22 protein-coding genes are annotated in these 24,283 nt (G+C 36.0%); 10 read left to right on the top strand and 12 right to left on the bottom strand.

The window, feature by feature from the left end; genetic code table 11:
- Positions 1 to 68 precede the first annotated feature (68 nt).
- Positions 69 to 1,904, bottom strand: a complete 1,836-nt coding sequence (locus M0D21_RS18970) for a cation:proton antiporter (RefSeq protein ID WP_248332404.1) — start codon at positions 1,902 to 1,904, stop codon at positions 69 to 71.
- Positions 1,905 to 2,165: 261 nt separating this feature from the next.
- On the opposite strand from M0D21_RS18970, the gene M0D21_RS18965 reads away from it, so the two are divergent.
- The 5 genes from M0D21_RS18965 to M0D21_RS18945 all read left to right on the top strand — a co-directional run bounded on the left by M0D21_RS18965 (position 2,166) and on the right by M0D21_RS18945 (position 8,709).
- Complete coding sequence (locus M0D21_RS18965) at positions 2,166 to 3,026, top strand: MBL fold metallo-hydrolase (protein WP_248332402.1); 861 nt, start codon at positions 2,166 to 2,168, stop codon at positions 3,024 to 3,026.
- Positions 3,027 to 3,037: 11 nt separating this feature from the next.
- Entirely contained in the window at positions 3,038 to 4,717 is a 1,680-nt protein-coding gene (locus M0D21_RS18960) for a S8 family peptidase (RefSeq protein WP_248332400.1), read from the top strand.
- Between the two features lie 11 nt (positions 4,718 to 4,728).
- Positions 4,729 to 6,558 carry a M1 family metallopeptidase gene (locus M0D21_RS18955; protein ID WP_248332398.1) on the top strand — a complete coding sequence of 610 codons (1,830 nt, stop codon included), beginning with the start codon at positions 4,729 to 4,731 and terminating at the stop codon, positions 6,556 to 6,558.
- A gap of 113 nt (positions 6,559 to 6,671) precedes the next feature.
- The gene (gene rnpA, locus M0D21_RS18950; RefSeq protein ID WP_248332396.1) at positions 6,672 to 7,049 is read left to right on the top strand and encodes a ribonuclease P protein component; all 378 of its coding nucleotides are present in this window, start codon (positions 6,672 to 6,674) and stop codon (positions 7,047 to 7,049) included.
- A gap of 37 nt (positions 7,050 to 7,086) precedes the next feature.
- Positions 7,087 to 8,709: a S41 family peptidase gene (locus M0D21_RS18945; RefSeq protein WP_248332394.1), complete on the top strand. Its 1,623-nt coding sequence runs from the start codon at positions 7,087 to 7,089 to the stop codon at positions 8,707 to 8,709.
- 74 nt (positions 8,710 to 8,783) lie between these two features.
- Here the strand turns inward: M0D21_RS18945 and M0D21_RS18940 are convergent, their stop codons facing one another.
- Positions 8,784 to 13,397 carry a T9SS type A sorting domain-containing protein gene (locus M0D21_RS18940; protein ID WP_248332392.1) on the bottom strand — a complete coding sequence of 1,538 codons (4,614 nt, stop codon included), beginning with the start codon at positions 13,395 to 13,397 and terminating at the stop codon, positions 8,784 to 8,786.
- 331 nt (positions 13,398 to 13,728) lie between these two features.
- The gene (locus M0D21_RS18935; protein WP_248332390.1) at positions 13,729 to 14,205 is read right to left on the bottom strand and encodes a hypothetical protein; all 477 of its coding nucleotides are present in this window, start codon (positions 14,203 to 14,205) and stop codon (positions 13,729 to 13,731) included.
- Positions 14,206 to 14,460: 255 nt separating this feature from the next.
- Between M0D21_RS18935 and M0D21_RS18930 the strand changes: the two genes are divergently transcribed.
- Positions 14,461 to 14,676 carry a hypothetical protein gene (locus tag M0D21_RS18930; protein WP_248332388.1) on the top strand — a complete coding sequence of 72 codons (216 nt, stop codon included), beginning with the start codon at positions 14,461 to 14,463 and terminating at the stop codon, positions 14,674 to 14,676.
- Positions 14,677 to 14,760: 84 nt separating this feature from the next.
- On the opposite strand, the gene M0D21_RS18925 is transcribed toward M0D21_RS18930, so the two are convergent.
- Entirely contained in the window at positions 14,761 to 15,732 is a 972-nt protein-coding gene (locus tag M0D21_RS18925; protein ID WP_248332385.1) for an endonuclease/exonuclease/phosphatase family protein, read from the bottom strand.
- A gap of 148 nt (positions 15,733 to 15,880) precedes the next feature.
- Here M0D21_RS18925 and hflX point away from each other — a divergent pair, with 148 nt between their 5' ends.
- The 3 genes from hflX to M0D21_RS18910 all read left to right on the top strand — a co-directional run bounded on the left by hflX (position 15,881) and on the right by M0D21_RS18910 (position 17,955).
- On the top strand, positions 15,881 to 17,089 hold the full coding sequence (hflX, locus tag M0D21_RS18920; protein ID WP_248332383.1) for a GTPase HflX: 1,209 nt from the start codon (positions 15,881 to 15,883) through the stop codon (positions 17,087 to 17,089).
- A gap of 108 nt (positions 17,090 to 17,197) precedes the next feature.
- Positions 17,198 to 17,689 (top strand): hypothetical protein, encoded by a 492-nt coding sequence (locus M0D21_RS18915; RefSeq protein WP_248332381.1) that lies wholly within the window; start codon positions 17,198 to 17,200, stop codon positions 17,687 to 17,689.
- 59 nt (positions 17,690 to 17,748) lie between these two features.
- Positions 17,749 to 17,955 carry a PLDc N-terminal domain-containing protein gene (locus M0D21_RS18910; RefSeq protein ID WP_248332379.1) on the top strand — a complete coding sequence of 69 codons (207 nt, stop codon included), beginning with the start codon at positions 17,749 to 17,751 and terminating at the stop codon, positions 17,953 to 17,955.
- A 21-nt stretch (positions 17,956 to 17,976) separates the two neighbouring features.
- Here M0D21_RS18910 and M0D21_RS18905 read toward each other — a convergent pair whose 3' ends face one another.
- On the bottom strand, positions 17,977 to 19,032 hold the full coding sequence (locus M0D21_RS18905) for a DUF3078 domain-containing protein (RefSeq protein ID WP_248332378.1): 1,056 nt from the start codon (positions 19,030 to 19,032) through the stop codon (positions 17,977 to 17,979).
- Between the two features lie 116 nt (positions 19,033 to 19,148).
- On the opposite strand from M0D21_RS18905, the gene M0D21_RS18900 reads away from it, so the two are divergent.
- On the top strand, positions 19,149 to 19,595 hold the full coding sequence (locus M0D21_RS18900) for a GNAT family N-acetyltransferase (protein WP_248332376.1): 447 nt from the start codon (positions 19,149 to 19,151) through the stop codon (positions 19,593 to 19,595).
- Between the two features lie 52 nt (positions 19,596 to 19,647).
- On the opposite strand, the gene M0D21_RS18895 is transcribed toward M0D21_RS18900, so the two are convergent.
- From M0D21_RS18895 to M0D21_RS18865, 7 genes are all read right to left on the bottom strand, one after another.
- Positions 19,648 to 20,571 carry a DUF3078 domain-containing protein gene (locus M0D21_RS18895; RefSeq protein WP_248332374.1) on the bottom strand — a complete coding sequence of 308 codons (924 nt, stop codon included), beginning with the start codon at positions 20,569 to 20,571 and terminating at the stop codon, positions 19,648 to 19,650.
- A gap of 225 nt (positions 20,572 to 20,796) precedes the next feature.
- Entirely contained in the window at positions 20,797 to 21,306 is a 510-nt protein-coding gene (locus tag M0D21_RS18890; RefSeq protein ID WP_248332372.1) for a DUF2480 family protein, read from the bottom strand.
- Complete coding sequence (locus M0D21_RS18885) at positions 21,306 to 21,746, bottom strand: PaaI family thioesterase (RefSeq protein WP_248332369.1); 441 nt, start codon at positions 21,744 to 21,746, stop codon at positions 21,306 to 21,308. Before M0D21_RS18885 ends, M0D21_RS18890 begins: the two co-directional genes overlap by 1 nt.
- 44 nt (positions 21,747 to 21,790) lie before the next feature.
- Entirely contained in the window at positions 21,791 to 22,117 is a 327-nt protein-coding gene (locus M0D21_RS18880; protein WP_248332367.1) for an SUF system Fe-S cluster assembly protein, read from the bottom strand.
- 44 nt (positions 22,118 to 22,161) lie between these two features.
- A complete protein-coding gene (locus tag M0D21_RS18875; protein WP_248332365.1) occupies positions 22,162 to 22,584 on the bottom strand; it encodes a SufE family protein in 423 nt (140 codons plus the stop codon).
- 40 nt (positions 22,585 to 22,624) lie between these two features.
- Positions 22,625 to 23,074, bottom strand: coding sequence for a hypothetical protein (locus M0D21_RS18870; RefSeq protein WP_248332363.1), 450 nt, complete (start codon positions 23,072 to 23,074; stop codon positions 22,625 to 22,627).
- A 1-nt stretch (position 23,075) separates the two neighbouring features.
- On the bottom strand, positions 23,076 to 24,098 hold the full coding sequence (locus M0D21_RS18865; RefSeq protein WP_248332361.1) for a zinc metalloprotease: 1,023 nt from the start codon (positions 24,096 to 24,098) through the stop codon (positions 23,076 to 23,078).
- Between the last annotated feature and the right edge of the window lie 185 nt (positions 24,099 to 24,283).

Below are 24,283 nucleotides of genomic sequence, written 5' to 3'. Positions count from 1 at the left end.
TTCTGTTATTAACAAAAAATTAAGACAAAAACACGTGTTTTGTCGTGTAAAAGTGTTTTTTGTCGATTTTATTTTATTTCCTCTACATCAATAGGTTTGCCGATATAAGCCAGGAAACTATCATCTTCGATTTCTGAAACTTCTGCACTATGCGACGATATTATTCTTATGCTCTTATCCGGACTTTTAATAAAGAGAGGAATAATTTCTTTATCTGCTTTGGTGATATTAATGACAGTATTGTAGTGATCTTTGTTTTTAATTTTTATTTCCTGTATTCCAGGATATTTCTCTGCCATAGCGATGAGGTTGTAGTAGTCATCGGTGTGAGAAAATAAACCTTCTTGCGGGTTGTTTTCGGGATCATTCATTTCATCGGTGGTAATTAATCTGAACGAACCATTTTCTCCAAACTGATCTCTAAACTTATTTATAGCATATTTATTTATATCACTATTGGCTGTTAGTGCCATTAGATATCCTACATCGCTTAGCTCTACATTATCTTTAAGTTGTTCTCCATATATGTTTCCTTCAATAGCGTCTAAACCTAAATCTTTGGCCTTATTTATGTTTTCTCTGTTGCTATCGACAAGTACTACATGTTGGTTATTTTCTTTAATATATACAGCGATAAGTCTTGAAATTTTTGATGCTCCTATGATAAGGATTCCTTCAGATTTTTTAAGAAATACGCCAACTAGTTTTGCTACATATCTTGCCGTTGTGGCATTTAGTAATACGGTACCCAGAACGATCATAAATACCAACGGTGTAATATATTCGGCACCAGGCACTCCTACTTTATATAATTTTAAACCAAATAAAGAAGCAATACCTGCAGCTACAATTCCTCTTGGTCCCACCCAGCTTATAAACAGCTTTTCATTGGTTTTAAGTCCAGATTTTGAAGAACTAAGAAATACGCCCAGTGGTCGTACAATAAATACGACACAGGCAAAAAGTAAAACCGCTTTCCAATTGTAAATAAGGATTAGATCTTCAATATTAATGTTTGCCGCAAGTAGAATAAATAATATTGAAATAAGCAAAACACTTAGCGATTCCTTGAAATACAAAATTTCGTCAAGATTAGGTAAATTTATGTTTCCAAGTACCATTCCCATCACCACAACAGAAAGTAAGCCAGATTCGTGGGCAAAAACATCAGACAACACAAACACCCCTAAAACAGCTGCGAGGGTAACTACATTTAATAAATAATGGGGTACGATTTTTCTCTTTAGAGAAAAAGCAAGCCCATGTGCAAAGGTAAATCCGAATGTGCACCCAAAAATTACAATTTTAGCAAATTCGATTAATGCGGTTACTGTAAACTCTTCACTTGCCCCGGCTCTAATAAATTCAAAAACCAAAACGGCAACAAGTGCTCCTACAGGATCGATAAGAATACCTTCCCATTTTAGAACGGCAGAAATATCTTTTTTAAGAGGAATATTTCTGAGTATGGGTGTGATTACCGTTGGTCCGGTAACTATAATTAACGAAGAAAACAAAAAAGAAATTGGCCAGCTAAGATCAAAAATAAAATGTGCTGCCAATCCAGCTCCGAAAAAAGTGACTACTACTGCAACAGTAATTAATTTAATAATAACAGGACCGACATTAAAAATTTCACTTCTACGCAGCGTTAATCCACCTTCAAACAGAATAATACTTATGGCCAGAGACACAAAATAGAATAAGCTCTCTCCGGGAAAAAGTCCTTCTGTTCCATTCCATATAGGTTGTATAAGTTTCGTTCCGTCGTTGGTATATAATGTGGCTATAGGCCCTACCAAAAGACCGATAAGAATTAAAGGCAAAATTGCCGGGATTTTGAATTTCCAGGCTACCCACTGTGCGAGGATTCCCAGAATTATTATTCCTGCTAGTTCTAACATTTCTGTTGGTTGATCAATTTATTTCAAGAGAAAGATCGTAATTTTTTTAAACATAGGATAAACTACTGCTAGTTTAAAGGTAAAAAAACAAGATTCTTCACTTTTTTGTGTTCATATTTAACTTCTTTGTAGCAATAAGGTTAATCAAATCTGAAAGGTTCGCCAATATTTAGGATAAATAATAGAAATATTGTTAAAAGTCCAAAAATTAAATCCTTATCCTAGCCAATTTTTTCTATTTTGCAAAGATTTTTATAGAATATGAAGCTACACCCTATAAAAGCAGGAAATTTTAAACTAGATGGCGGCGCAATGTTTGGAGTCGTACCAAAAGTTTTATGGAACAAAACCAATCCTGCAGACCAAAATAATTTAATCGATATAGCTGCCAGATGTTTGCTTGTAGAAGATGGTGATAGACTTACTCTGATAGACGCAGGAATGGGAGATAAGCAATCTGAGAAATTTTTTAGCTACTACTCTCTTTGGGGTGACGATAGTTTAGACAAATCCTTAAAAGAAAAAGGTTTCCACAGAGATGATATCACAGATATTTTTATTACCCACCTTCATTTTGATCATTGTGGAGGAGTGGTTAAGTGGAACGCAGACAGAACAGGATATGAACTAGCTTTTAAAAACGCAAAGGTTTGGAGTAACAAAGAGCACTGGGACTGGGCCGTACATCCTAACGCAAGAGAAAAAGCATCGTTTTTAAAAGAAAATATTTTACCCATTCAGGAAAGTGGTCATTTAAACCTAATTTCCAGAACCGAAGATGCATTTCAAAAAAATACCGAATTAGGTTTTGGCGTACTATTTGTAAATGGTCATACAGAAAAGCAAATGATTCCTCATATTGAATACAAAGGAAAGACTATTGTTTTTATGGCAGATTTATTGCCAACTGTAGGTCACCTACCATTACCATATGTAATGGGGTATGATACCAGACCTTTGTTAACATTGGATGAAAAGAAGTTGTTCCTGGAACAAGCAGCCGATAACGGTTGGTATCTTTTTCTGGAACACGATGCACATAATGAAATAATAACCGTAAAACATACCGAAAAAGGTGTTCGCCTGAAGGAAGTTTTTACATGTAATGATATATTTAATTAAAAAAAGTCAAAATGAAGTTTTCCTCAAGTAAAACCATATTTTCAATTGCTGCTTCTTCAATGATTCTAGCAAGCTGTGGAGCGCCAGTAATAGTTTCTACTCCAATTGAGAATATTGATAATATACCTCTTAAAAATGTTCAATTAGAAGATACAGCGCTTAAAAATTGGAATTCTTTGGATCTGGTTTCAGACACTGTTCCTGGAATGAGTGTAAAAAAAGCGTATAGTGAACTTATTAAGTCCAGAAAAGGACAAACAGTGATCGTTGGTGTTATCGACAGTGGGGTAGATATAGAACACGAAGATCTTGATGGGGTGGTGTGGGTAAATACCAAGGAGATTAAAGGAAATGGAAAAGATGACGATAACAATGGGTATGTTGATGATATCTATGGATGGAATTTTTTAGGAGAGTCTAATGACGAAAACCTGGAATATGTAAGAATTATCAAAAAATTAAAACCAAAATACGAAGGGAAGAACTTAGCTTCAGTAGCAGCAGGAGATAAAGAAGAATATCAAAAATACATTGAAGCCAAAGCAGAATTTGAAAAAGAATATCAAGAAGCGGCTCAAAATAAAATGCAATATGAACAAATATTGCAGCAATCTAAGATATCTCACAAAGCAATTTCTGAGGCTATCGGAAAAGAAGATTATACAGGTCAGGAATTGTTACAGGTAGAAGCAAAAACTCCAGAAATGCAACAACATGTGGCGTTTCTTTCTCAGATGTTTGGGTTTTTAGATCCAGGGGATACCATTCCTGATTTTATCAAAAACCTTACTGAGGGAGTAGAGCACTTTACCAATCAGTTAAACTTTAACCTAAATCCCGATTTTGACGGCCGTTCGGTAGTAGGAGATAATGTTGATGATTTTAATGATAGAAACTACGGAAATAACAAGGTAATGGGTCCAAATCCTGATAAAAAAGGAATTAGGCATGGTACCCACGTAGCGGGAATAATTGCTGCCGAAAGAAACAATGGTAAAGGAATGAACGGAGTTGCTCAAAATGTAAAGATTATGGCAATTAGAGCGGTTCCTGATGGAGATGAATACGATAAAGATATTGCCCTGGCTATTCGTTATGCTGCAGACAACGGTGCCAAAGTGATTAATACAAGCTTTGGTAAATACTACAGTACGCACCCAGAATGGGTATGGGAGGCTATTAAATATGCAGCTTCTAAAGATGTTCTTATTGTGAACGCAGCAGGAAACGAAGGCTTAGACCTAGATCAAAAAACAGCATATCCTAATGATCAAACTGGAACAGGTGCCGAAATAGCAGATAATTTTATTACTATTGGTGCTTTAAATTATGAATATGGATCAAATTTGATCGCAGATTTTTCAAATTACGGAAAGAGCAATGTAGATGTATTTGCTCCAGGAGTAAAAATTTGGTCTACAACACCAAATAACGAGTATGAATATTTACAAGGAACTTCAATGGCTGCTCCGGCAGTTGCAGGAGTTGCTGCAATGATAAGGTCTTACTATCCAAAACTAAAAGCATCTCAAGTAAAACAGATTCTTATGGATAGTGGGATAAACACAAAAACATCGGTGGTTCTTGGTGGAGAGCCTACTAGTGTTGCGCCTTTTAGCGATGTTTCAAAATCTGGTAAGATGGTAAACATGTACAACGCTTTAATAATGGCAGACAAAATGTCTAAATAATTTTTTACGTCATGTATAAAAAAATTGCCTTAGTTTTTTCTTTTGTTGCTTGTGCGGTATGTGCACAAAACAATACTTCGTATTGGCAGCAAAGAGCAGAATACACTATGAATGTGGATATGGATGTGGAGAATTTCCAGTATGATGGAACACAAGAACTAATCTATACCAATAATTCTCCCGATACGTTAACCAGAGTGTATTATCACCTTTATTTTAATGCATTTCAACCGGGTAGTGAGATGGACGTACGTTCCCGTAATCTACCAGATCCAGATCCTAGAGTACAAGATAGAATTAGTAAACTAACTCCTTCTGAAGTTGGATTTATCAAAGTTTCTTCCTTATTCCAAAATGGAAAACCGGTAACGTATGATCTGGCAGGAACGGTGTTAGAAGTAGAACTGGATAAGCCTATTGTTCCAGGAGAAAAGGTTACTTTTTCTATGGAATTTAAAGGGCAGGTTCCGAAGCAGATTCGTCGCTCCGGAAGAAATAATAAAGAAGGAGTTGCACTATCGATGACCCAGTGGTTCCCAAAAATGGCAGAATATGACTTTGAAGGATGGCATGCCGACCCTTACATTGCTCGAGAGTTTCATGGAGTGTGGGGAGATTTTGATGTTACCATAAACATCGACAAGGATTATGTAGTTGGAGGTTCAGGATATCTACAAAATCCTGATGAGGTAGGTCATGGATATGAAACAAAAGGAACCAAAGTAAAAAGCAAAGGAAAAAAACTATCCTGGCATTTTAAAGCGCCTAATGTACATGATTTTGCTTGGGCTGCAGACCCTGAATACATTCATGATACTGTAAAAGTTCCAGATGGGCCAACCCTTCATTTCTTGTATAAGAATAATCCTGACATTATTGATAATTGGAAAGACTTACAGCCTAAAACGGTAGAATTGATGCAGTATTTTAGTAAGCATATAGGCAAGTACCCCTATGATCAATATTCGGTTTTACAAGGAGGAGATGGCGGAATGGAATATGCAATGTGTACCCTTATTACCGGAGAACGCAGTTTTGGAAGTTTAGTGGGGGTAACCGCACACGAAATGGCACATTCCTGGTTTCAGCACATCTTAGCAACCAATGAGGCAAAACACGAATGGATGGATGAAGGGTTTACTACTTACATTTCAACATTAGCAATGAATGAGGTTATGAAACAAAACAACCCAAATTCATTAAAAGGAGTGTATCAAGGGTATATTCAATTAGCACTATCAGGAATAGAGCAGCCACAAACTACACAGGCCGACCGTTTTGGACATAACTCTGCCTATGGAGCATCTGCATATTCAAAAGGAGCCGTTTTTCTCTCTCAATTAGGATATGTTATAGGAGAAGACAACCTTGCCAAAACACTAAAAAAATATTACCAAGACTGGAAGTTTAAACACCCTACTCCAAATGATTTTAAAAGAGTAGCCGAAAGGGTTTCTGGAGTTCAATTAGATTGGTATCTAAATGAATGGACGCAAACTACAAATACGATAGACTACGGAATTAAAGAAGTGACGGAAGAGAATAATAAAACAAAAATTACTTTGGAGCGCATTGGTCAAATACCGATGCCTGTAGACCTATATGTTGAGTATAGCGATGGTAATATAGAGTCTTTTTACATACCAATTCGAATGATGAGAGGTGAAAAAGACAATCCTATTCCTTCTATACAAAGAACGCAATTGCTAGATTGGCCTTGGACCCACCCTACATACGATGTTGAGATTACCAAACCAATGTCTCAGATTAAATCTATTAAGATAGATATCACCAGAACTATGGCAGATATTAATCCTACAAATAATACGTATTCGAATTAAGAAGTATTTTTTACAATATAGTACCTCCGGCTTTAATATTGGTTAAAGCCGGTTTTTTTATAATGAACGGTGTATAAAATCTTATCCTTACTTTTACCCCAGGAACAGGAAATATGAAGGCCACATTAGGTAAAAATGAACGACTAAAAAGTAAGACAGAAATAGAACTTTTATTTTCTGAAGGGAAATCTATAGCCAAATACCCGGTTAGGTTGGTGTATAGAAAAACTAGTTTTAATGATGAGGTACCTGTAAAAGTTAGTGTATCAGTAAGTAAACGCCATTTTAAGAGCGCAGTAGATCGTAATCGTATAAAGCGCTTGATGCGTGAATGTTATCGAAAAAATAAGTATATTGTACGCAACACTACTCATCAATTCACTTTTATGTTCTTATATTCTGGCAAAGAAATGACAGAGTACAGGATTATTGAATCAAAAATAAAAGGGATATTACAGAAATTTGTGGAACGAGAATTAGTATCAGAATAGTATATCTTAAGGATACTAAACTAAAATTTTAAAACCAGTGAAAAAGAGAATCATCTATCCTGCAATTGCTGTTGTTATTTTATTATCGACAGTAAGCTTTAAGTCTGATTTTTTTGAGATTGCAAAGCAAATCGAAATTTTTACTACCATGTTTAAAGAATTAAACATGAATTATGTTGATGAAACCAATCCGGCAGAATTAATGGATACGGCAATAAAGGCAATGCTCGATGATTTGGACCCGTATACCAAATATTGGAATGAACAAGATGTAGAGGCTTCCAAAATTCGAAATGCAGGAGAATACACAGGAATTGGTGCTTCGGTAAAAACCATAAATGATAAAATTATCATTATCGAGCCATATAAGGATTATCCTGCCGATAAAGCTGGTCTTAAAGCAGGAGATGAAATTATACAGATAGGAGACGTTAAAGTAGCAGATTTTAAAGAAGACGCAGGAGAGCTTTTAAAAGGAGCTAGTGGCACTTCTGTGGATATTGTTTACAAACGACAGGGGCAAACAAAGAACACGGTACTAACCAGGGAAGAAATAGAAGTAGATGCTGTACCTTTTTACACACTGTTAGACGACAACACCGGATATATTGTATTGTCAAAATTTAATAGCAAAGCCTCTTCCGAAACAATTAGCGCGTTAGAAGACCTAAAAGCAAAGGGAGCCGACAAAATTATATTAGACCTAAGAGGAAACCCTGGAGGCTTATTGAGTGAGGCTATAAACGTAACCAATATTTTTGTTCCCAAAGGTGAATTAATTACAACTACAAAGTCTGTAGTGAAAAAATATAATAAAGAATACACCACCAAAAAGAACCCGGTTGATATCGAAATACCATTGGTGGTTTTGGTAAATGGTCGAAGTGCATCGGCTAGTGAGATTGTAGCTGGTAGTATTCAGGATTTGGATAGAGGAGTGGTTATTGGTGCCAGAAGTTTTGGTAAAGGATTGGTACAAAGACCTAAAAAACTAACCTACGGAACACAATTGAAAATCACTATTTCGAGATATTATACGCCAAGCGGAAGATGTATTCAAGCCTTAGATTACTGGAATAGAGATAAAGACAATAATGCGGTGAGAATCGATGAAAAAGATTTTAAAGCTTTTAAAACAAAAAATGGAAGAACGGTATATGATGGAGGAGGTATACAACCAGACATAGAATTAGAAACTTCAAAGTTTAGCAAGATTACTACAGCATTATTAAAATCTGATGCCATTTTTAGCTACGGTACCAAATACTATTACTCTCACCAATTGCAAAAGGCGCAGGACTTTAAATTTACCGATAAGGACTATGAAGACTTTAAAAAGTTCGTAAAAGAAAGCGATTTTAGCTTTGAGACTGAAACCGAAAGGTCTTTCGAAAAAGCGCTTCAAATTGCACATAGAGAAAAACTGGACAAAGACATTGAGTCAGGGTATAATACTTTATTAGCTTCGATCAAAGCATCAAAAGAAAAGGCATTAGACACCCACAAAAAGGAGATAGTTAACTTACTTACCGACGAAATTATAAAGCGTTATTTCTATAGAGAAGGATTATATAACTATTATGTAACTCACAATCCAGAAATTGAAAAAAGTAAAGAGATCTTAAATAACAAAAACAAATACGACGAGATACTGAAGTAATATCAAAGTATTTAATTATAAAAAAAGGCCGGATGATCAACATCCGGCCTTTTACATTTAAACAAAATTGATGGTTATTGTTTAACAATCTTTTGTACCGTAGTAAAACTACCTTTGGTGTCTTTTACATTTACAACGTAGAACCCTTTAGGATAACGGGCCATATCCACTGCCAGCTTAGATTGTCCAGCGTTAAGACGAATCGTTTGCGTAAATACCGTTTGTCCCGTTACATTGGTGATAACAACATCGATATCACTTTCTATGAAGGTATTAAACTCTACAAATAATTGATCTTTTACTGGGTTTGGTGCAACAGACATTTGTATTTCTTCAAGACCAAACTCTTCTTCAAGTAATTCACTTTCAAGCGCTGTTGGAGCTTCCGCCAACAAAATGTTCTGCTTGTTAATTAAGCTTTTCCCGTTTTCTAAACAAACAATAGCATCAAGATCATAGCCATCTGCAAACCAAGGGAAGATGTTTTTATCGCTAATATCTACTACTCTTATATATTTTGCAGAACGAAGGTTTCCAGCTGCTAAGTCGAACTCTCCATCCTGGCAAGTTGTTCCTAATGAAAAGAACTCTACTCCATCCTGAGAAGCAAATACCTCTGCAGATTCTGGGAAATATTGACAAGGAACGTTGTCGAAGAACCCCGTAGATTCGAATACTGCAAATTCGTTGCTGTCTTTATTGTCAAAAATTTCATTATTCAACTCTATAGTGATCGAACCTCCAAATCCTAAACTTACAAAGTTAAAGAACCTTCTTTCTCTTGGGTTTCCAAGGGCTTTTGAAGGTCTACTTCTATATCTAGATACTCTTCTACCATCTCTTCTTCGTCCTTGTTCAAAAGATACTACAGCAGCTCCGGCACATTCGTTATCTACAAATTCAGGCTCTAATAAAAATCTCGCCGAAACCGGGAAGTGATCTGAAGTGGTAAAAGCATAATCGCTATCATAAACTTCATAGTGTACCGTAACCGAGTTCTCGATATACGCCTCATCAAGCTCATTGGTGATCGCAATATGATCGATCATATTTTCTCTGAATACAAAAGAACGCAATCCGGCTTCGCTTAACGCAGAAGAAACGATGGTATAGTTTTCATTATCATCTACATACTCTTGGAAACTTGATATAGTTGAAGGAATATCGGCTACAGTTTCATCTACATCATCATTGTAATCTCCTAATAAGATTACTTTGTTGTTTGCAAAATTAACATCGAGAGAGTCTTTTAATACCTCAACATCATACTTACGCATGTCATATCTACCTTGAGCGTCATTACCACTATTAGCTCTTGCATGTAAAGCAATAAGATCGATACGTTCTGTTACTCCGTTTATAGTAACATCGGCTGTCATCAAGAACGGAAGTCTACCACTTGCAAAGAAACGTGATGTTTCATTTGGGTAATCTGCAATACCAGAGTCGTCACCACCATTATACAATGGGTGAATAGAGGTAAACATTGGTCGTGTATTAACCACAGAAACGGTTTCGGTGTTATAAATAAATCCAACTTTCTGGAATGGAGGGGTTCCTCCAGGGTTAGAAGTAGCGTCTGAAAGGATATAATCATAACCTGGTAATTGTGCTACCAACTCAGCAAATAAAGCATCGTCTGCTATTTCCTCTACTGCATACACATCTGCATTTAATCTTTGAAGAACAGTTGCCGTACTATCTCTTTGAATGGCATCAGACATTGGGTTTTGACCTACAGGAGAGTTGTTTTCGTCTCCAAACCACTCTATATTCCATGCTACAACATCAAAAGTATCTTCTTTTGGGAATCCTACTGTATCTCCAGGAGGAATAAATTCTACCGCACATGGGATATCTGATTCTTGTCTTGGTAATAACTGGAAGAACTCTCTAAAACGTCCTACAACTCCTGTAATTTCAGGGCAGGTAACAGGTTGTACTTTACCCACGATAGCTTCTACGTCATTATCGATTCTTAACTCACCTGTTCCGCTTGCGTCGGTTAAAGTGAAGTTAGAATTTCCAAACAGTAGATCTCCTGGGTTAGGGAACGAAGTGTCTACCACACGCACCAATTCTCCTGGGTGATTTGCTAGTTCTGCCAAAGTAATATCTTGGGCTATGATTGGGTTTTGTGGAAGCCCGTTATTCACAACCTCTACTACACCACTTATTTGTACTTGATCATTAAAGGCTGCTCTAACTCCGGTTACGGTAATCGAGTCTCCTACTTTTAATGCTGCATTGGCTTGAACTTGCTCATCAAAAACAGCTATACCACCAGTTGCATCTTGAATAAATGCAGGACCGTTGAAACTATCGGTTACTGTTAGTACACCTGCAATAGTTACAGGAGTTCCTTCTGAACTAGCTCTTGCTTCTGCAATAGAAATTGGTTCCCCAGGGGTTACAATAACACCGTCGTTATCTGTACCCGGGGTTGGAGCTTTTGCTACATAAGAATCTGTATTACGAGCTCCTCCCTGACCATTTGGTGATCGTTGAAGCGACTCTCCGTCTTTACTTCCGTTAACATCTTCGTTAAGTTGAGGTTGACCAGGGTTTAATAGTACTAATAATTCTGCATCGTCAGAATCATTGGTATCATATACTACTGCATCAATAATATTTTCAGTAACTACTGCTGTTCCGTTGGGGAAGCTGCTTGCATCTCCAAAATAAAGAACTACCGCATCAGCACCGTTCTGGAAACTATTTCCTGGAACTACTAAGTTCACGTTAGCAACATCAGCATTACCAATTACAAAATATCCTTCTGCATTGGTAGTGAATCCATCAAGGTCAAAAGCATTATAACTAGTGTTATTACTTCCGTTATAATTTACCAATACAAATCCATCTAGAGGTGTGTTTCCAGCTCCTCCGTCGTATAGCTCTACGAATTCTAAAACATCAGAACCCTGGGTATCGGCATCAATTTCATTAATTATTAAGTTTACAACTTCGGTAGCATTAGTATTTGCAGTTCCCGGAGTCGCTATGGCTTGTGTATAGCTAGTAGTGTTTCTTAAACCTCCAGAGCCATTAGGGAAACGCTGTAAAGAGTGAAAGTTCTTATCTCCTTTATCATCTTCGTTTACCTGCGGCTCTCCAGCATTAAGGAGCACTAATAATTCTGCGTCATCACTATCATTGGTATCATACACAATAGCGTCTATCAAATTATCTGTAGTAACTAAAGTTCCATTAGGAAAACTTGCTGCGTCTGTTTGATAAAGTGCTACTGCATCAGCTCCGTTTTGTAAACCGTTTCCTGGGAAAGTGATACTTACATTAGCAACATCTGTGTTACCCAAAACAAAGTACCCATTGGCATTGGTTGCAAAACCAGTAAGATCATAAGTTGCATAACTTTGGTTGTTCGATCCGTTGTAGAATACCACAATCAAACCGTCTAAAGAAGTGTTTCCTACTCCGCCATCATATAGTTCTACGAATTCTAACACATCAGAACCATCGGTATCTGCATCGATCTCATTGATCACAATTACAGGATCTTCTCCACCACCATCTTCTATTACTACATTTTCGCGGTTTGGCGTATTCACAGCCTCTCCTGGTTCAGCTGCTACTCCAGGAAAACTAGGTAATCCGCTACCATCAAAATCATTTCTGGTCCAATCTGTATCGGTATCAGTATCGGTACCGTTTGGAAATCTTGACGCTCCACCAACAGTAAACGTACTGCCATCAAAAGATTGAGCCAGAGTTACAGAAGCATAGTTAACATCACTGGCTCCACCATCATTTACACCTATATCATCTATAATTTCTTCCCATGGAGTAGTGTCAAAAACACCATCATCATTGGTGTCTAAATCTTCTCCTACAGTTCCTGTAAAGTTTTTCACCAAAAGTAAAGCGACCGTACCGTTTTCATAGGTGTTGCTTCCAAAAGGAGTAGTAAAATATCCGTTTACATCGGTAGTTCCTAATTGAATCACTTCGTCAATAGTACCAGCGGCATTGCTATCACCTTCAATTTCTAATATCCAATATTCACTTAGGTCTGTTCCTGGTGCAGCGAGCACCTCAGTATATTCATCAGTATCTGATCCGGTGTGATTAAAAACAAATTCGTTAATTACAGGAATTACTACTGGTGTTCCAAATACTTGATTAGTGTTTACAGCTCCATAGGTATTTGCTGTGGTAACTTCCCAAACAAAATCTGCAGCGGTAGTTCCGTTTCCAGAAAGTTGAAGTGAAGCTCCTACAGGCGTGCTACTCGATTCAGAAACTCCTATATCGGTACTTGTTAAACCTGCAGCAGGACCATCGGCGGCTGTAATTACTCCTTCATAACTCAAAAACTGAACAACAGTATTGGTATTATCTACCAACGCAAGACCATCTGGAGCTCCATTTTGTAATCCGTTTGAAGGAAGAACTTCGATTACGGTTCCAAACCCATTTTGCTGATCGGTAATTGTTCCGGTAAGTGCAATTGTATTGTATGCAGAACTATTCGAACCGTTGTACAATACCAAGCTCCATCCCGTTAGGTTGGTTCCTGCAGCTCCTGCGATTTCGATAGCTTCATCTACATCGCTACTTGCATTATCATAATGCAATTCATTAATAAACACAGATTGTGATATTCCATTCTGAATCCCCATAAAACATGATATGAAGAATGGAATTAAAAGTAATTTTAATTTCATGACAACTAATTGTTTGTGTGATTTTTTGCGTAGCGCAAGGTATGGGATTATAGCGATTCCATCACCCTACTTAGGTTAAAAAAATATTAACAAATTAACAATGTGCTTTGTGAGCCTTTATTTATCAATGTTTTGGTAATTAGTTGTTTATAGAAAAAATACGATACTTTTTATGGTTTCCTTTTAAAAAAGGTATTATTACCTCACCAAATATGGGGTGATTGCTTCTTTTTTAGATGAATAATTTTATGTATATCTACTTGATAGCTATTAAAATAGCCCAATCCAAATTATTTTGGATCGGGCTACTCCCTCTTAAAACTGAATCATTTTAATTATTCACCTGAACCATTTTCCAGACTTGTGCATAATTTTGCCCTGTGTTTTTGTTGTACATCTGAAAGCCAATCCTGTATAAAGATACACTTGTGTTACCAGAAGGAAATTTTGCAGTTACTGTGCTAGGTTGGTTGTTATAAGTGGCTTGGTTTGCCCAGGCTCCAACCCACTTGTCAAATTTTACCCTAAACCTCCTTAAATGGCTAGGAACTGCATTGAGTTCTGCCTGAGTTAAGATATAACTGTAGGTTTCACTATCCCAAGCGTCTACATTAGAATTACCATAAATACCCGGTGCCAGACCAATTGCAACAAAGTTTTTGTCATCTGGTGTTTCTACAAGTTCTACTTTTTCTTTTTGTTCTAAAGCCTGAGTCTCATCTGCATCGGCAAGATCTGTTTTACTGCACGACGCCATCAAAACTGTAACGCATACTAATGCAAAATGTTTAAATTTTTGTGTTTTCATAATATATTAATGTTTGGTTTATGATGCGAATGTAGGTGTGTATTAAAGGGTCTATGTCCGAATAATTTGAAATTCAAACTTTTCGGACTTTTTTAGGGTGATTTCCCTGTTTTAATACCGGATAAGACCCTGCATTGAAAGGGAGTTTTACAGCTTATTCTTTACGGGATAACATTCTATATTTACACTGTAGTATGAAGTTAAGATTACATACATTCTATGATTTAAGGGAATTATAATTAATACAGAAAGGAGATGAAGAAAATGAAGAACAGCATAAAATTAGTACTTACAGTAGGAGTGTTATTGGGGACAATATCTTGTGAACAACCCGATGGAGAACAGGTGTTTATAAATACCAATGATCAAGAAAAAGAGAGTATTAAAACAACTATAGAACTTATAGATGATGATACGTTGTCAAATAGTATTGAACATGAAGATAATACCATAGATCACCCTAAAGACTAAACTTTAATTTTTGATTAAGCCCAGAAAATTTAGTTTTGGGCTTTGTGATTGTGTAAAGGCCGTATTTATAAATATTGGCCTTTTTTAATTTAACTTTAAACGTATGTATACCGGAAAATGGTCACTATAACCACCTCTGTATTTACCACCAGCATACGTTCTAAAAGGAGTCCCTTTGTAGCGACCTTTATATATTTTTAGGAAATCTTTGTCAAAAATTGCGGCATCAGAAAAGCAATGCTTCCCTTTTTCATATTTGTGGAAATTATGACTAAAAATAATCTGATCAAAAAGGTTCCATTGACTACGATAATTAAGACTACCACTGTATCTTGTTAAAAGGCGTTCCATGGGGTTAAATAAATCATTGCCCACTAAATGATCTTTCACGCTTTCATCGGTAGGGTCATCGTTAAAATCACCCATGATAATAATTTTGGCATCAGCTTCTTCTGCATTGATTCGATCAATGATTTCACGATTTTTATCGGCAGCTGCAATTCGTTTGTAAGAAGTTAAATGAGCACCATCCCGTCTAGAAGGCCAATGATTGATAAGGATGTGAATTTTTTCATGATTCAAAAGACCTGTGACCCATAAAATATCGCGAGTGTAATCTCGAGCACCATCTGGATTGTCTACCAAAACGGAAACAGCTTCAGAATCTATTACTTCAAAGAGGTCTTTTTGGTATAGTAGCGCCACATCGATACCTCTTTCATCTGGAGAATCATAATGTACAATGCCGTAGTTTTTGTTTATTAAGTGTTTGGTATTGGTGAGATCTTCAAGCACTTTTTTATTTTCTACCTCGGCAACTCCAACTAGGGCAGGAGCTTTTCTGGTTTTAGAAAACCCAATATTTGATATAACAGTACCTAGTTTAGATAATTTCTTTTCATATCGTTTTCGGTTCCATCGTTTTTCAGAATCTGGTAAGAAATCTTCATCTAGAACATTAGGATCGTCTTTGGTATCAAAAAGATTTTCGAGATTATAGAATGCCACCGTATAGTGGTTGGTCTCTCTTTTACTGAAATACATTTTATGTGCCATGTGCTGGAGTATAAACTATAGACTTTGGATCGATTTCCTATTTTGGTAATCGTATCATACAAGCTCAAATATGTTTTATTATCGTACTTTTGTGTATTCGATTAGAACGCACAATATAATAAAATAAGAGAAAGACAGATAAGAGCGAATGTTAGAACGGAAGGAAATTGCATACGAAAAAACAGTTTTAATAGGAATAGTAACCCGAAATCAAGATGAAGAGAAGCTAAATGAGTTTCTGGATGAATTAGAGTTTCTTACCTATACGGCAGGAGGAGAAGTGGTGAAGCGATTTACGCAGCGAATGGATATGCCTCATTCTAAAACCTTTATTGGTACCGGTAAAATGGAAGAGGTAAGGGCCTATGTTGAAGAGCATGAGATAGGTACCGTAGTTTTTGACGATGAATTATCTCCAGCACAACTGCGAAATATAGAACGTACGCTCAAAGCTAAGATCATTGATCGAACCAATTTGATTCTTGATATTTTTGCTCAACGCGCACAAACCAGTTATGCAAGAACGCAGGTAGAGCTTGCACAATATCAATATTTACTACCACGACTTACTGGGTTATGGACACACTTAGAGCGACAAAGAGGGGGTATTGGGATGCGTGGTCCTGGGGAAACCGAGATCGAAACCGACCGTCGTATTGTAAGAGATCGAATTTCACTACTAAAGAAAAAACTACAAACGATAGATAAGCAAATGGCAACCCAGAGAGGGAACCGAGGTAAGCTCGTACGTGTCGCCCTTGTAGGGTATACCAATGTAGGAAAATCTACCCTCATGAACGTAATAGCCAAAAGTGAAGTGTTTGCCGAAAATAAATTGTTTGCCACACTAGATACGACTGTAAGAAAAGTTGTTATTGGTAACTTACCATTTTTATTAAGTGATACAGTAGGGTTTATTAGAAAGTTGCCTACGCAATTGGTCGAGAGTTTTAAAAGCACACTCGATGAGGTGAGAGAAGCCGATTTGTTGTTACATGTTGTAGATATCTCCCATCCACAGTTTGAGGATCATATAGACTCTGTAAATAGAATTTTGGGAGAGATCGACTGTACCGAGAAACCAACGATTATGGTATTTAATAAGATCGATGCATACCAACATGAAACCATTGAGGAAGATGATCTAACTACCGAAAAAACGAAGGCTCACTATACCCTAGACGAATGGAAACAAACTTGGATGAGTAAAATAGGGGACAATGCCCTTTTTATTTCTGCCATTAACAAGGAAAATATAGATGAGTTTAGAAAACGTGTCTATAAAGAGGTGCGTGATATTCATGTTACCCGTTTCCCATACAACAACTTTTTGTATCCTGAAATAGCAGAAGAGTAGCAGATAACTCAATTCATGTAGACTGATCTCATAAAGTACAATATTATTTTTTTCTGAGTTTCATTTTTTGAAACTGAGAAGGTTTAATATTGCATGAACCTCTGCATTATGTGTAAAAATGTCCTTTTAATTTTATCAATTGTCTTCTGTTGTATTTCGTGTGATAAACATACAGAAAAAGAGCTTATTTCTAATTTTGTGGAGGATGTGTTTGATGATAAAATTAATCCTCAACAAGTTATAGATACATATATTGAACTTTCTAAAGACCCTAAAAACATAGATTTTGACAAGGAAAGAAAAGAACTTATAACTAAGGTTATTCTTGATGCTAGAGAAGGAAAAGGTAATAATTGGTTTATACCGAATAGTAAAATAAGGGAGATTCAAGATCTAAAAATCCATAAATATAGTGATGTAAAACATCTGGATACACTCCGTTTACCAATTAAAAAAACTGATGAAGAATGTGTGTTTGCAATTTTAAATAAAGAGGAAGATGAGATTTTAGAATATTTTATGGTTACCAAAGACAAGACAAGAATTAGGTATTTTACACTTTTTGTAAAAGACGACTCTGCTTGGTTCTTTGAATTCTAAAGCAAAAGAGTTTAACAGTAAAAAGAAAAACAATTGATGAATAATAAAATAAAACAGTAATGACTGGTATCTTACAAACCATAGTAATCGCAGCAGCTCTTTTAACTATTGTTTTAATTCCACTGGTGGCACTAATCGATATTTTAAGAAGTGATTTTAAAGACAACAACAAACTGGTTTGGGTAATCGTAGTACTATTTTTTAATGTGATAGGTGGGTTGCTCTATTTTATTATTGGCGTAAATCAACGGTTGCCAAGGAAATGATTTTTTTATCAAAGGCAGTCCTCAAAATTCATAATTTAATCCAAGTCCGATGACCTCTCGTATTTGAAATGCACCGGTAGCATTATCATCATAAATAGCCTGAAAAGCAAAACTGCCACTAATGTATTTATTCACGACAAGGTTGAGGTTAAGGGTGTAATCGATATCAACATTGGCAGCATCTTCAATATAGTTCGAGTATAGGTTTAAAAGCTGCTCCATGGTTACATTTTTAAAGAGCTCAAATTTTGCATAAGCTGCCAAAGAGCCACCAAATTCGAATCGTGAGCTTTCACCAGCATCAACTCCAAAATAATCTCCATCTACATAGTCGGGACCACTTGTAAATTGATCATCTACAAAAATCATTCTCACGGTTACAGGTGCAATGTTTAGGTTGAGGTTGTCACTTTTTTTCCATAACAATCCAGGACCAATTTGAATAAATGCAGGTGAGAAAAAATGAGTTTCTTCGGTGCGAATGGTCTCATCGGTATCGGGGTCTTTACTAAAACGATATCCTTTGGCAAATTGTGACCTGAAATTCACAAATAAAGAGTAGTTCCAATGTCCTTGCCCAATGCGCTGTCCTATTCTGGAGTTAAATTCAATTCTGTCATTGGTTTTACGGGCAAAGTTTTCGTCTTTCAAAAATGTAAGACCATAATCGGCCAGGATTTTGTTATCCCAGGTCAAGCTATTTTTCTTATAGTTAAATTCATAATTTAATACAGCGTTACCAGCTACATTTGAGGTTCCTCCTCCTTGCCAGTCAAAATTAAAAGCAGATTGGTTGAACAATATCGAAAACTTCCCTTTATTTTTCCAACCCACTTGTTCGGGTTCTTTAGGTTTTTTTGGAGTAATTTCTTTGAGCTTTTGTTTAAGAACAATGGTGTTAAGGGTATTAGGAGTGTTTTTAAGCAGGCTGTCTAAGGCACGTTTGAGATTGGCCTGTATCGAATCTAATTGTTTCTTTTCTGCACTTTGTTGGTCGGTTGGTTGCCCTTCTTTTTCCTGAGCCATGCCCCATTGGGCACAAAAAATAACAAGAATAGCAAACCAAAAACTTTTCATTCAATTACAAATTGCAGGGGTAGATAAACAAATATACAAGATGAACTTATTTTATCAAACCAATACAAAAGGTTCATCCACAAAAACATAAACGAAAATAAACTATATTCGTTGCAATGACGAAATCACATTCTATAGCGATTACGAAAGCCAAAATCGAAGACGAAGACTTTTTGTTCGATTTGCGAAAACAAACCATGGTTGCACACTTGGAGCGATCAGGTATCTTCTTGTCTGATGAAGAGCACCGATTAAGAGTGGCTAAAAACTATACTGACGCTTTTATAATTTGGTATTCACAAGAGCGAGTGGGTTTGCTAAAGTATATCGAAAATGAGAAAGCAATAGAAGTTTTACAGATTCAAGTGCTACCAGATTATCAAGGTAACGGAATAGGGAAACAGCTGTTGGAACAGTTCATAGAACAACAAAAAGTAATTAGGCTTAAGGTTTTAAAAGAGAACCCGGCCAAAAATCTTTATCAACGAATGGGTTTTCTAACTGTAAATGAAGATGACTATGAGTACCATATGGAGTTGGTTCCAAAAAACAAAAACGTCTAAAAAGTAATGCATACTTCTTAGACGTCTTTATGAGAGTTATTAGATTCTTTTTCTAGAATCCGTAATTTACACCAAGTCCAAATACTTCTCTAATCTGAAATGCACCTATAGCATTGTCATCATAGATGGCCTGGAAAGTAAGATTTGTCGATAAATATTTGTTGATAGTCATCACAACATTTGCTGTGTAATCGATATCAACATTTTGTGGATCTTCAAGGTAGTTTGAATATAGATTTAAGATGTTTTCCATAGAAACATTCTTCATTAATTCGAATTTTGCATACGCGTTTACTGCCGCACCAAATTCAAATCTAAAAGAATCGTTTGCTTCTACACCAAAATATCCACCAGCATCATTAAATGCATCGATAGCAGCTTGATCATCTCCTACATCTGTAAAATCACCATCTACGAAAATGAATCGAGCTGTAGCCGGTGCAATGTTTACTTTTAGGTTATCACTTTTCTTCCAAAGCATACCTGGCCCCATTTGTAAGTAAGCAGGAGAGAAAATATGTGTGGTTTCTGTTCTTGTTTCATTTCCGTCTGCATCTTCACCAAATACATATCCTGGTGCAAACTGAGTTCTGAAATTCAAAAAGAAAGAATAATACCAGTTAGAGTCCTTTATTTGTTTACCAAGTAATGAGTTAAATTCGAATCTATCATTGGTCTTTCTGGTGAATTCCTGATCTTTTAGTTTTGTTAAACCATAATCTGCAAGAATTTTGTTATCCCAGGTTAAAGCTCCTTTACGATAGTTAAAATCGTATGATAGGGACAAGTTACCCGCTATATTAGAGGTTCCTCCTCCTAGCCATTCAGCATTAAAGGCAGATTGATTAAACAAAAAGCTAATGTTTCCAGCTCTGGTCCATCCATCCTTTGGGGCATCGTCTTTTTTTGCTTCATCTTGAGCAAATACAATTGTAGAACTGATTAACAGCACTAAGGTTAAAAGTGTTTTTTTCATGTAATTGATAGTTTTAGAGTAGACTATTACTCCAGTTAAGAGGGGTATATGTCAAAACATGTTACTTTGAGTCCCATTTTAACATTATCCGACATACCTAACCAAAATAAATAATCTGTAAAAATTTATGTTGGCAAATATATTTTAAGAAACGTTTTTTGTCTGAGTTAGGATGTCTTGGAATGTAATTTTTCGACAAAAAACCAGATTACCCGATAAAAGGAATTATTTACGTTTGTACAGAGGTACCGAAGAGCAGGCTTCACCATACATTATACTTTTGGCGACGGGCTGTAATTTCTGAATTAAGGCTATATATGCACCTTCGGGAACAGGTTTGTTTGAACACCCTTTGATGATCAAAAGTTTATCCTGAAACTCACTCACATCCAGATTAGCGATAATTTCGGTATAAAGAATGGTCTCTATCGTCTCTAAAGAACCAACTACCACTTTTCTGGCATAGTGAGCCAGAGCACTAGTTAGTAATAGATATGCCCACCCTGGTATAATCGCATCAGAAGAACAAGTTAATGCAACATATTGATCTTTATATTGGCTCCAATCATGGTCTTTTGCATGTTGTCTAAATTCTTTTTCACGAAGTAATAGCCCTTCAAAAAGCCAATCTTTAATATCGAAAAGAACTCGTTTACCATTTGGGTAATAATCTTCAAGATCAAAAGTGATCAGGTTTTTATTATTAGCGACTCTATTTACAATTTCTTCTGCCATTATCGATATCCTATTTTTTCTGATAATTCTATTTTACTCTTTGCAAAGTTACCAGTACCAAATGCGATTTCCTTTCCTTGTTCGTTATACAATACTGACTCAGCAACGAATAGATTTTTAGATCTAAATTTTATTTTCCCTACTGCTTTTAGGGTTCCCTGATTAGCAGGTCTTATAAGGTTAATGTTAAAAGATGTGGTAAGCACAAATACATCTTTTACCAAAGAATTTACCGCAAAAAAGGCTGCATCATCTAACAACTTGAAATATACCGAACCATGAATTGCTCCCAAAGCATGAAAATATTTATCGGTAATGTCTAATCCTATTTCTGCTATGCCTTCACCAATCTTGGCAGTAGTAGTGTCAAATATCCCGGTATTGATATTTGCTTTTAAATACATCCTTTCTAGTTTATGATAATGTTCTTGGTCGCTCATGCATTAAAATTAAGAAAGTATGTAACACCAACACAAAATACTTTTTACAGCATTCCCAATTCAAGTTTTGCCTCTTCACTCATAAGATCTTGTGACCAGGGAGGATCAAAAGTAAGTTCCATTTCGACATCGTTTACAGCATCTAGAGATTTTACTTTTTCCTGTACTTCTTGTGGTAATGATTCGGCTACCGGGCAATTGGGAGAAGTAAGTGTCATAAGAATCTTAACATCATAATCCTCATTTACAAATACATCATAAATTAACCCTAGTTCATATATATCTACAGGAATTTCAGGATCATAAATAGTTTTTAAAACTCTTACGATCTTTTCTCCTAGTTCATTTGTATCTATAGCAGTGTCACTCATAGTTGTTTTTTTAGTCGATTTTGAAAGGGGATACCTAACAAAAATTAATTTAATTGTGTTTGGTAAGCGATAGCGTACATTTTTAATTGCTTAATCATGCTTACTAAACCGTTGGCGCGAGTTGGTGATAAATGTTCCTTTAAACCAATCTCATCTATAAAACCTGTATCTGCGTCGATAATGTCTTTTGGATGTTGTCCCGAAAAAGCTCGAATAAGAATTGCAATAATCCCTTTAGTAATAATCGCATCGCTGTCTGCTGTAAAATTAACTTTGTCATCTTGCATTTCTGCATGAACCCAAACTTTACTTTGACAACCTTTGATGATATTATCTTCTGTTTTATACTTTTCTTCAATAAGTGGAAGTGATTTTCCTAGTTCGATCATATATTCATACCGCTGCATCCAATCATCAAACATGCTAAATTCATCGACAATCTCTTCTTGAATTTCTTTTATCGTCATTATCTGCAAATTTTCAGTAAAAGTACAACAAGATTCATTGCTATTCAATACTTTCTGCCAATGTTAGTATAGTATTAACCAATGACTTTAATTCTTCGGGAGGATTACCGTGATCAAAACCAACAGAAGTATAGGTTTGGGAAGAGGTTATAATCTTTAATTTGGCATGCAAAGCGACATCTCTGGCACTTTGATTTGTGGGAGCAGAGAGTTCATGTATCTTGTTTAAATCAATAGTATGAGTAAATGAAAGAACGGTTTTCCATTCATTGGCACTACAGGTTTTAGATGAGAAATTACTAGCGCTTCTGTTCTTTGTTTTCTGAACCTGGTTTTTATTGACAATTACTTTATAAAAAGAACCACGGGTGCTAGCTTCATAGACCACTTCTGAAATAGTTTCTTGAGCAGAGTTATTTTGTTGTCCTAAGGAAGATTTTTTTTCTTTACAGGAGACAACAAGGAAAAAGAAACTTAATATGGCAATCATTTTATTCATATTTGTTGTAGTAATTTTTTACAAAACTCGCCCTGGGGCCATCATCGGCAAATACAGCTCTCATTCTATCTTTTTGCCCAATGGTAAACATGTGCATGCAAGCATCATCAGAATAATCCATATAGTTCATGGTCATATCGTTAGAATTACATCTTACTGTGGGATATTGCGGGCATCCAAAATTAGGACCATCAGATAGTGGTGTGTCCTCTACAAAATCATCTTGGTTACAATTTCCATCTCCCCAAATATGGCGCAAATTTAACCAATGTCCAACTTCATGAGTTGTTGTTCTTCCTTTATTAAATGGCGCAACTGCCGAACCTTCGGTGCCGAAGAACTGAGGAGAAACCACGATCCCATCTGTGGTTGGATTATCACCAGGAAATTGTGCATATCCTAAAATTCCTCCTCCTATATTACACACCCAAATATTTAGTTTTCTATTGGGTTCTATGATATCAGAACCACCGTTAGAGGAGAATTTTACCAAATCATCGGTTCCCCATTCGGTTTTTGTAGAAGAAATCCGAATAATTGTATCTAAATTGAAGCGTATGTTAGCATTTGAAGCAAAACCAGAAAATTCATTAGGAATTTGATTAACATCTGTGTTAGATTTGGTGAAATCTTCATTTAATACCTTAATCTGCGAAAGAATTTGTGCATTGCAAATATTTTCTTCTTCTGTGTTATAAACCACATGAACCACGGTGGGAATGGTAATAGTTTCAGAATCGGCAATTTTTCCACTTTTCCGAAGTTGAATAAAAGCTTGACATTGTTTCTCTATGTTTTCCATCCTAGAAACCAATTCAGGGTTTTTGGTCATATGTTTTCTTAATACTTCCATGGTACTGCATCGTTTATCGGGATCAGCACTTGCTGCTTTGTAGAGCGTTTTGGCTTCTTCAGGAGTCATGCAATCAGGATTTTCTACAATAGGCTTTCCCGAAGGACATCCCAAGGTACTAAGCAAGAGAATAACTATACAAGGAACGGCTAACTTTTTCATGGTAAAGAGTATTACAACATAAACGAATGAAAGCAGGGTTTGTTTTGTATTTTAACGGAAACAAAACATTATTTAACAATCTGATTCATAAATTGTTAAGATTGGTTCATCTATACTGTAAGATAATGATTTATAAGGTGAAATCAAATAAAAATGAGGGAGTTTACTCCCTCATTCTTACGCAT

It is taken from the genome of Aquimarina acroporae (assembly GCF_023195925.1).
GTDB classification, from domain to species: domain Bacteria; phylum Bacteroidota; class Bacteroidia; order Flavobacteriales; family Flavobacteriaceae; genus Aquimarina; species Aquimarina acroporae.
Note: the sequence above shows the minus strand (reverse complement) of the source record. Positions and strands in the feature narration are given on the sequence as shown.

Bases quoted from the DNA above. Each gene is read 5' to 3' on its own strand.
- M0D21_RS18970 (WP_248332404.1), bottom strand. From the start codon at position 1,904: ATGTTAGAACTAGCAGGAATAATAATTCTGGGAATCCTCGCACAGTGG.
- M0D21_RS18965 (WP_248332402.1), top strand. From the start codon at position 2,166: ATGAAGCTACACCCTATAAAAGCAGGAAATTTTAAACTAGATGGCGGC.
- M0D21_RS18960 (WP_248332400.1), top strand. From the start codon at position 3,038: ATGAAGTTTTCCTCAAGTAAAACCATATTTTCAATTGCTGCTTCTTCA.
- M0D21_RS18955 (WP_248332398.1), top strand. From the start codon at position 4,729: ATGTATAAAAAAATTGCCTTAGTTTTTTCTTTTGTTGCTTGTGCGGTA.
- rnpA (WP_248332396.1), top strand. From the start codon at position 6,672: ATGAAGGCCACATTAGGTAAAAATGAACGACTAAAAAGTAAGACAGAA.
- M0D21_RS18940 (WP_248332392.1), bottom strand. From the start codon at position 13,397: ATGAAATTAAAATTACTTTTAATTCCATTCTTCATATCATGTTTTATG.
- M0D21_RS18935 (WP_248332390.1), bottom strand. From the start codon at position 14,205: ATGAAAACACAAAAATTTAAACATTTTGCATTAGTATGCGTTACAGTT.
- M0D21_RS18930 (WP_248332388.1), top strand. From the start codon at position 14,461: ATGAAGAAAATGAAGAACAGCATAAAATTAGTACTTACAGTAGGAGTG.
- M0D21_RS18925 (WP_248332385.1), bottom strand. From the start codon at position 15,732: ATGGCACATAAAATGTATTTCAGTAAAAGAGAGACCAACCACTATACG.
- hflX (WP_248332383.1), top strand. From the start codon at position 15,881: ATGTTAGAACGGAAGGAAATTGCATACGAAAAAACAGTTTTAATAGGA.
- M0D21_RS18915 (WP_248332381.1), top strand. From the start codon at position 17,198: ATGTGTAAAAATGTCCTTTTAATTTTATCAATTGTCTTCTGTTGTATT.
- M0D21_RS18910 (WP_248332379.1), top strand. From the start codon at position 17,749: ATGACTGGTATCTTACAAACCATAGTAATCGCAGCAGCTCTTTTAACT.
- M0D21_RS18905 (WP_248332378.1), bottom strand. From the start codon at position 19,032: ATGAAAAGTTTTTGGTTTGCTATTCTTGTTATTTTTTGTGCCCAATGG.
- M0D21_RS18900 (WP_248332376.1), top strand. From the start codon at position 19,149: ATGACGAAATCACATTCTATAGCGATTACGAAAGCCAAAATCGAAGAC.
- M0D21_RS18895 (WP_248332374.1), bottom strand. From the start codon at position 20,571: ATGAAAAAAACACTTTTAACCTTAGTGCTGTTAATCAGTTCTACAATT.
- M0D21_RS18890 (WP_248332372.1), bottom strand. From the start codon at position 21,306: ATGGCAGAAGAAATTGTAAATAGAGTCGCTAATAATAAAAACCTGATC.
- M0D21_RS18885 (WP_248332369.1), bottom strand. From the start codon at position 21,746: ATGAGCGACCAAGAACATTATCATAAACTAGAAAGGATGTATTTAAAA.
- M0D21_RS18880 (WP_248332367.1), bottom strand. From the start codon at position 22,117: ATGAGTGACACTGCTATAGATACAAATGAACTAGGAGAAAAGATCGTA.
- M0D21_RS18875 (WP_248332365.1), bottom strand. From the start codon at position 22,584: ATGACGATAAAAGAAATTCAAGAAGAGATTGTCGATGAATTTAGCATG.
- M0D21_RS18870 (WP_248332363.1), bottom strand. From the start codon at position 23,074: ATGATTGCCATATTAAGTTTCTTTTTCCTTGTTGTCTCCTGTAAAGAA.
- M0D21_RS18865 (WP_248332361.1), bottom strand. From the start codon at position 24,098: ATGAAAAAGTTAGCCGTTCCTTGTATAGTTATTCTCTTGCTTAGTACC.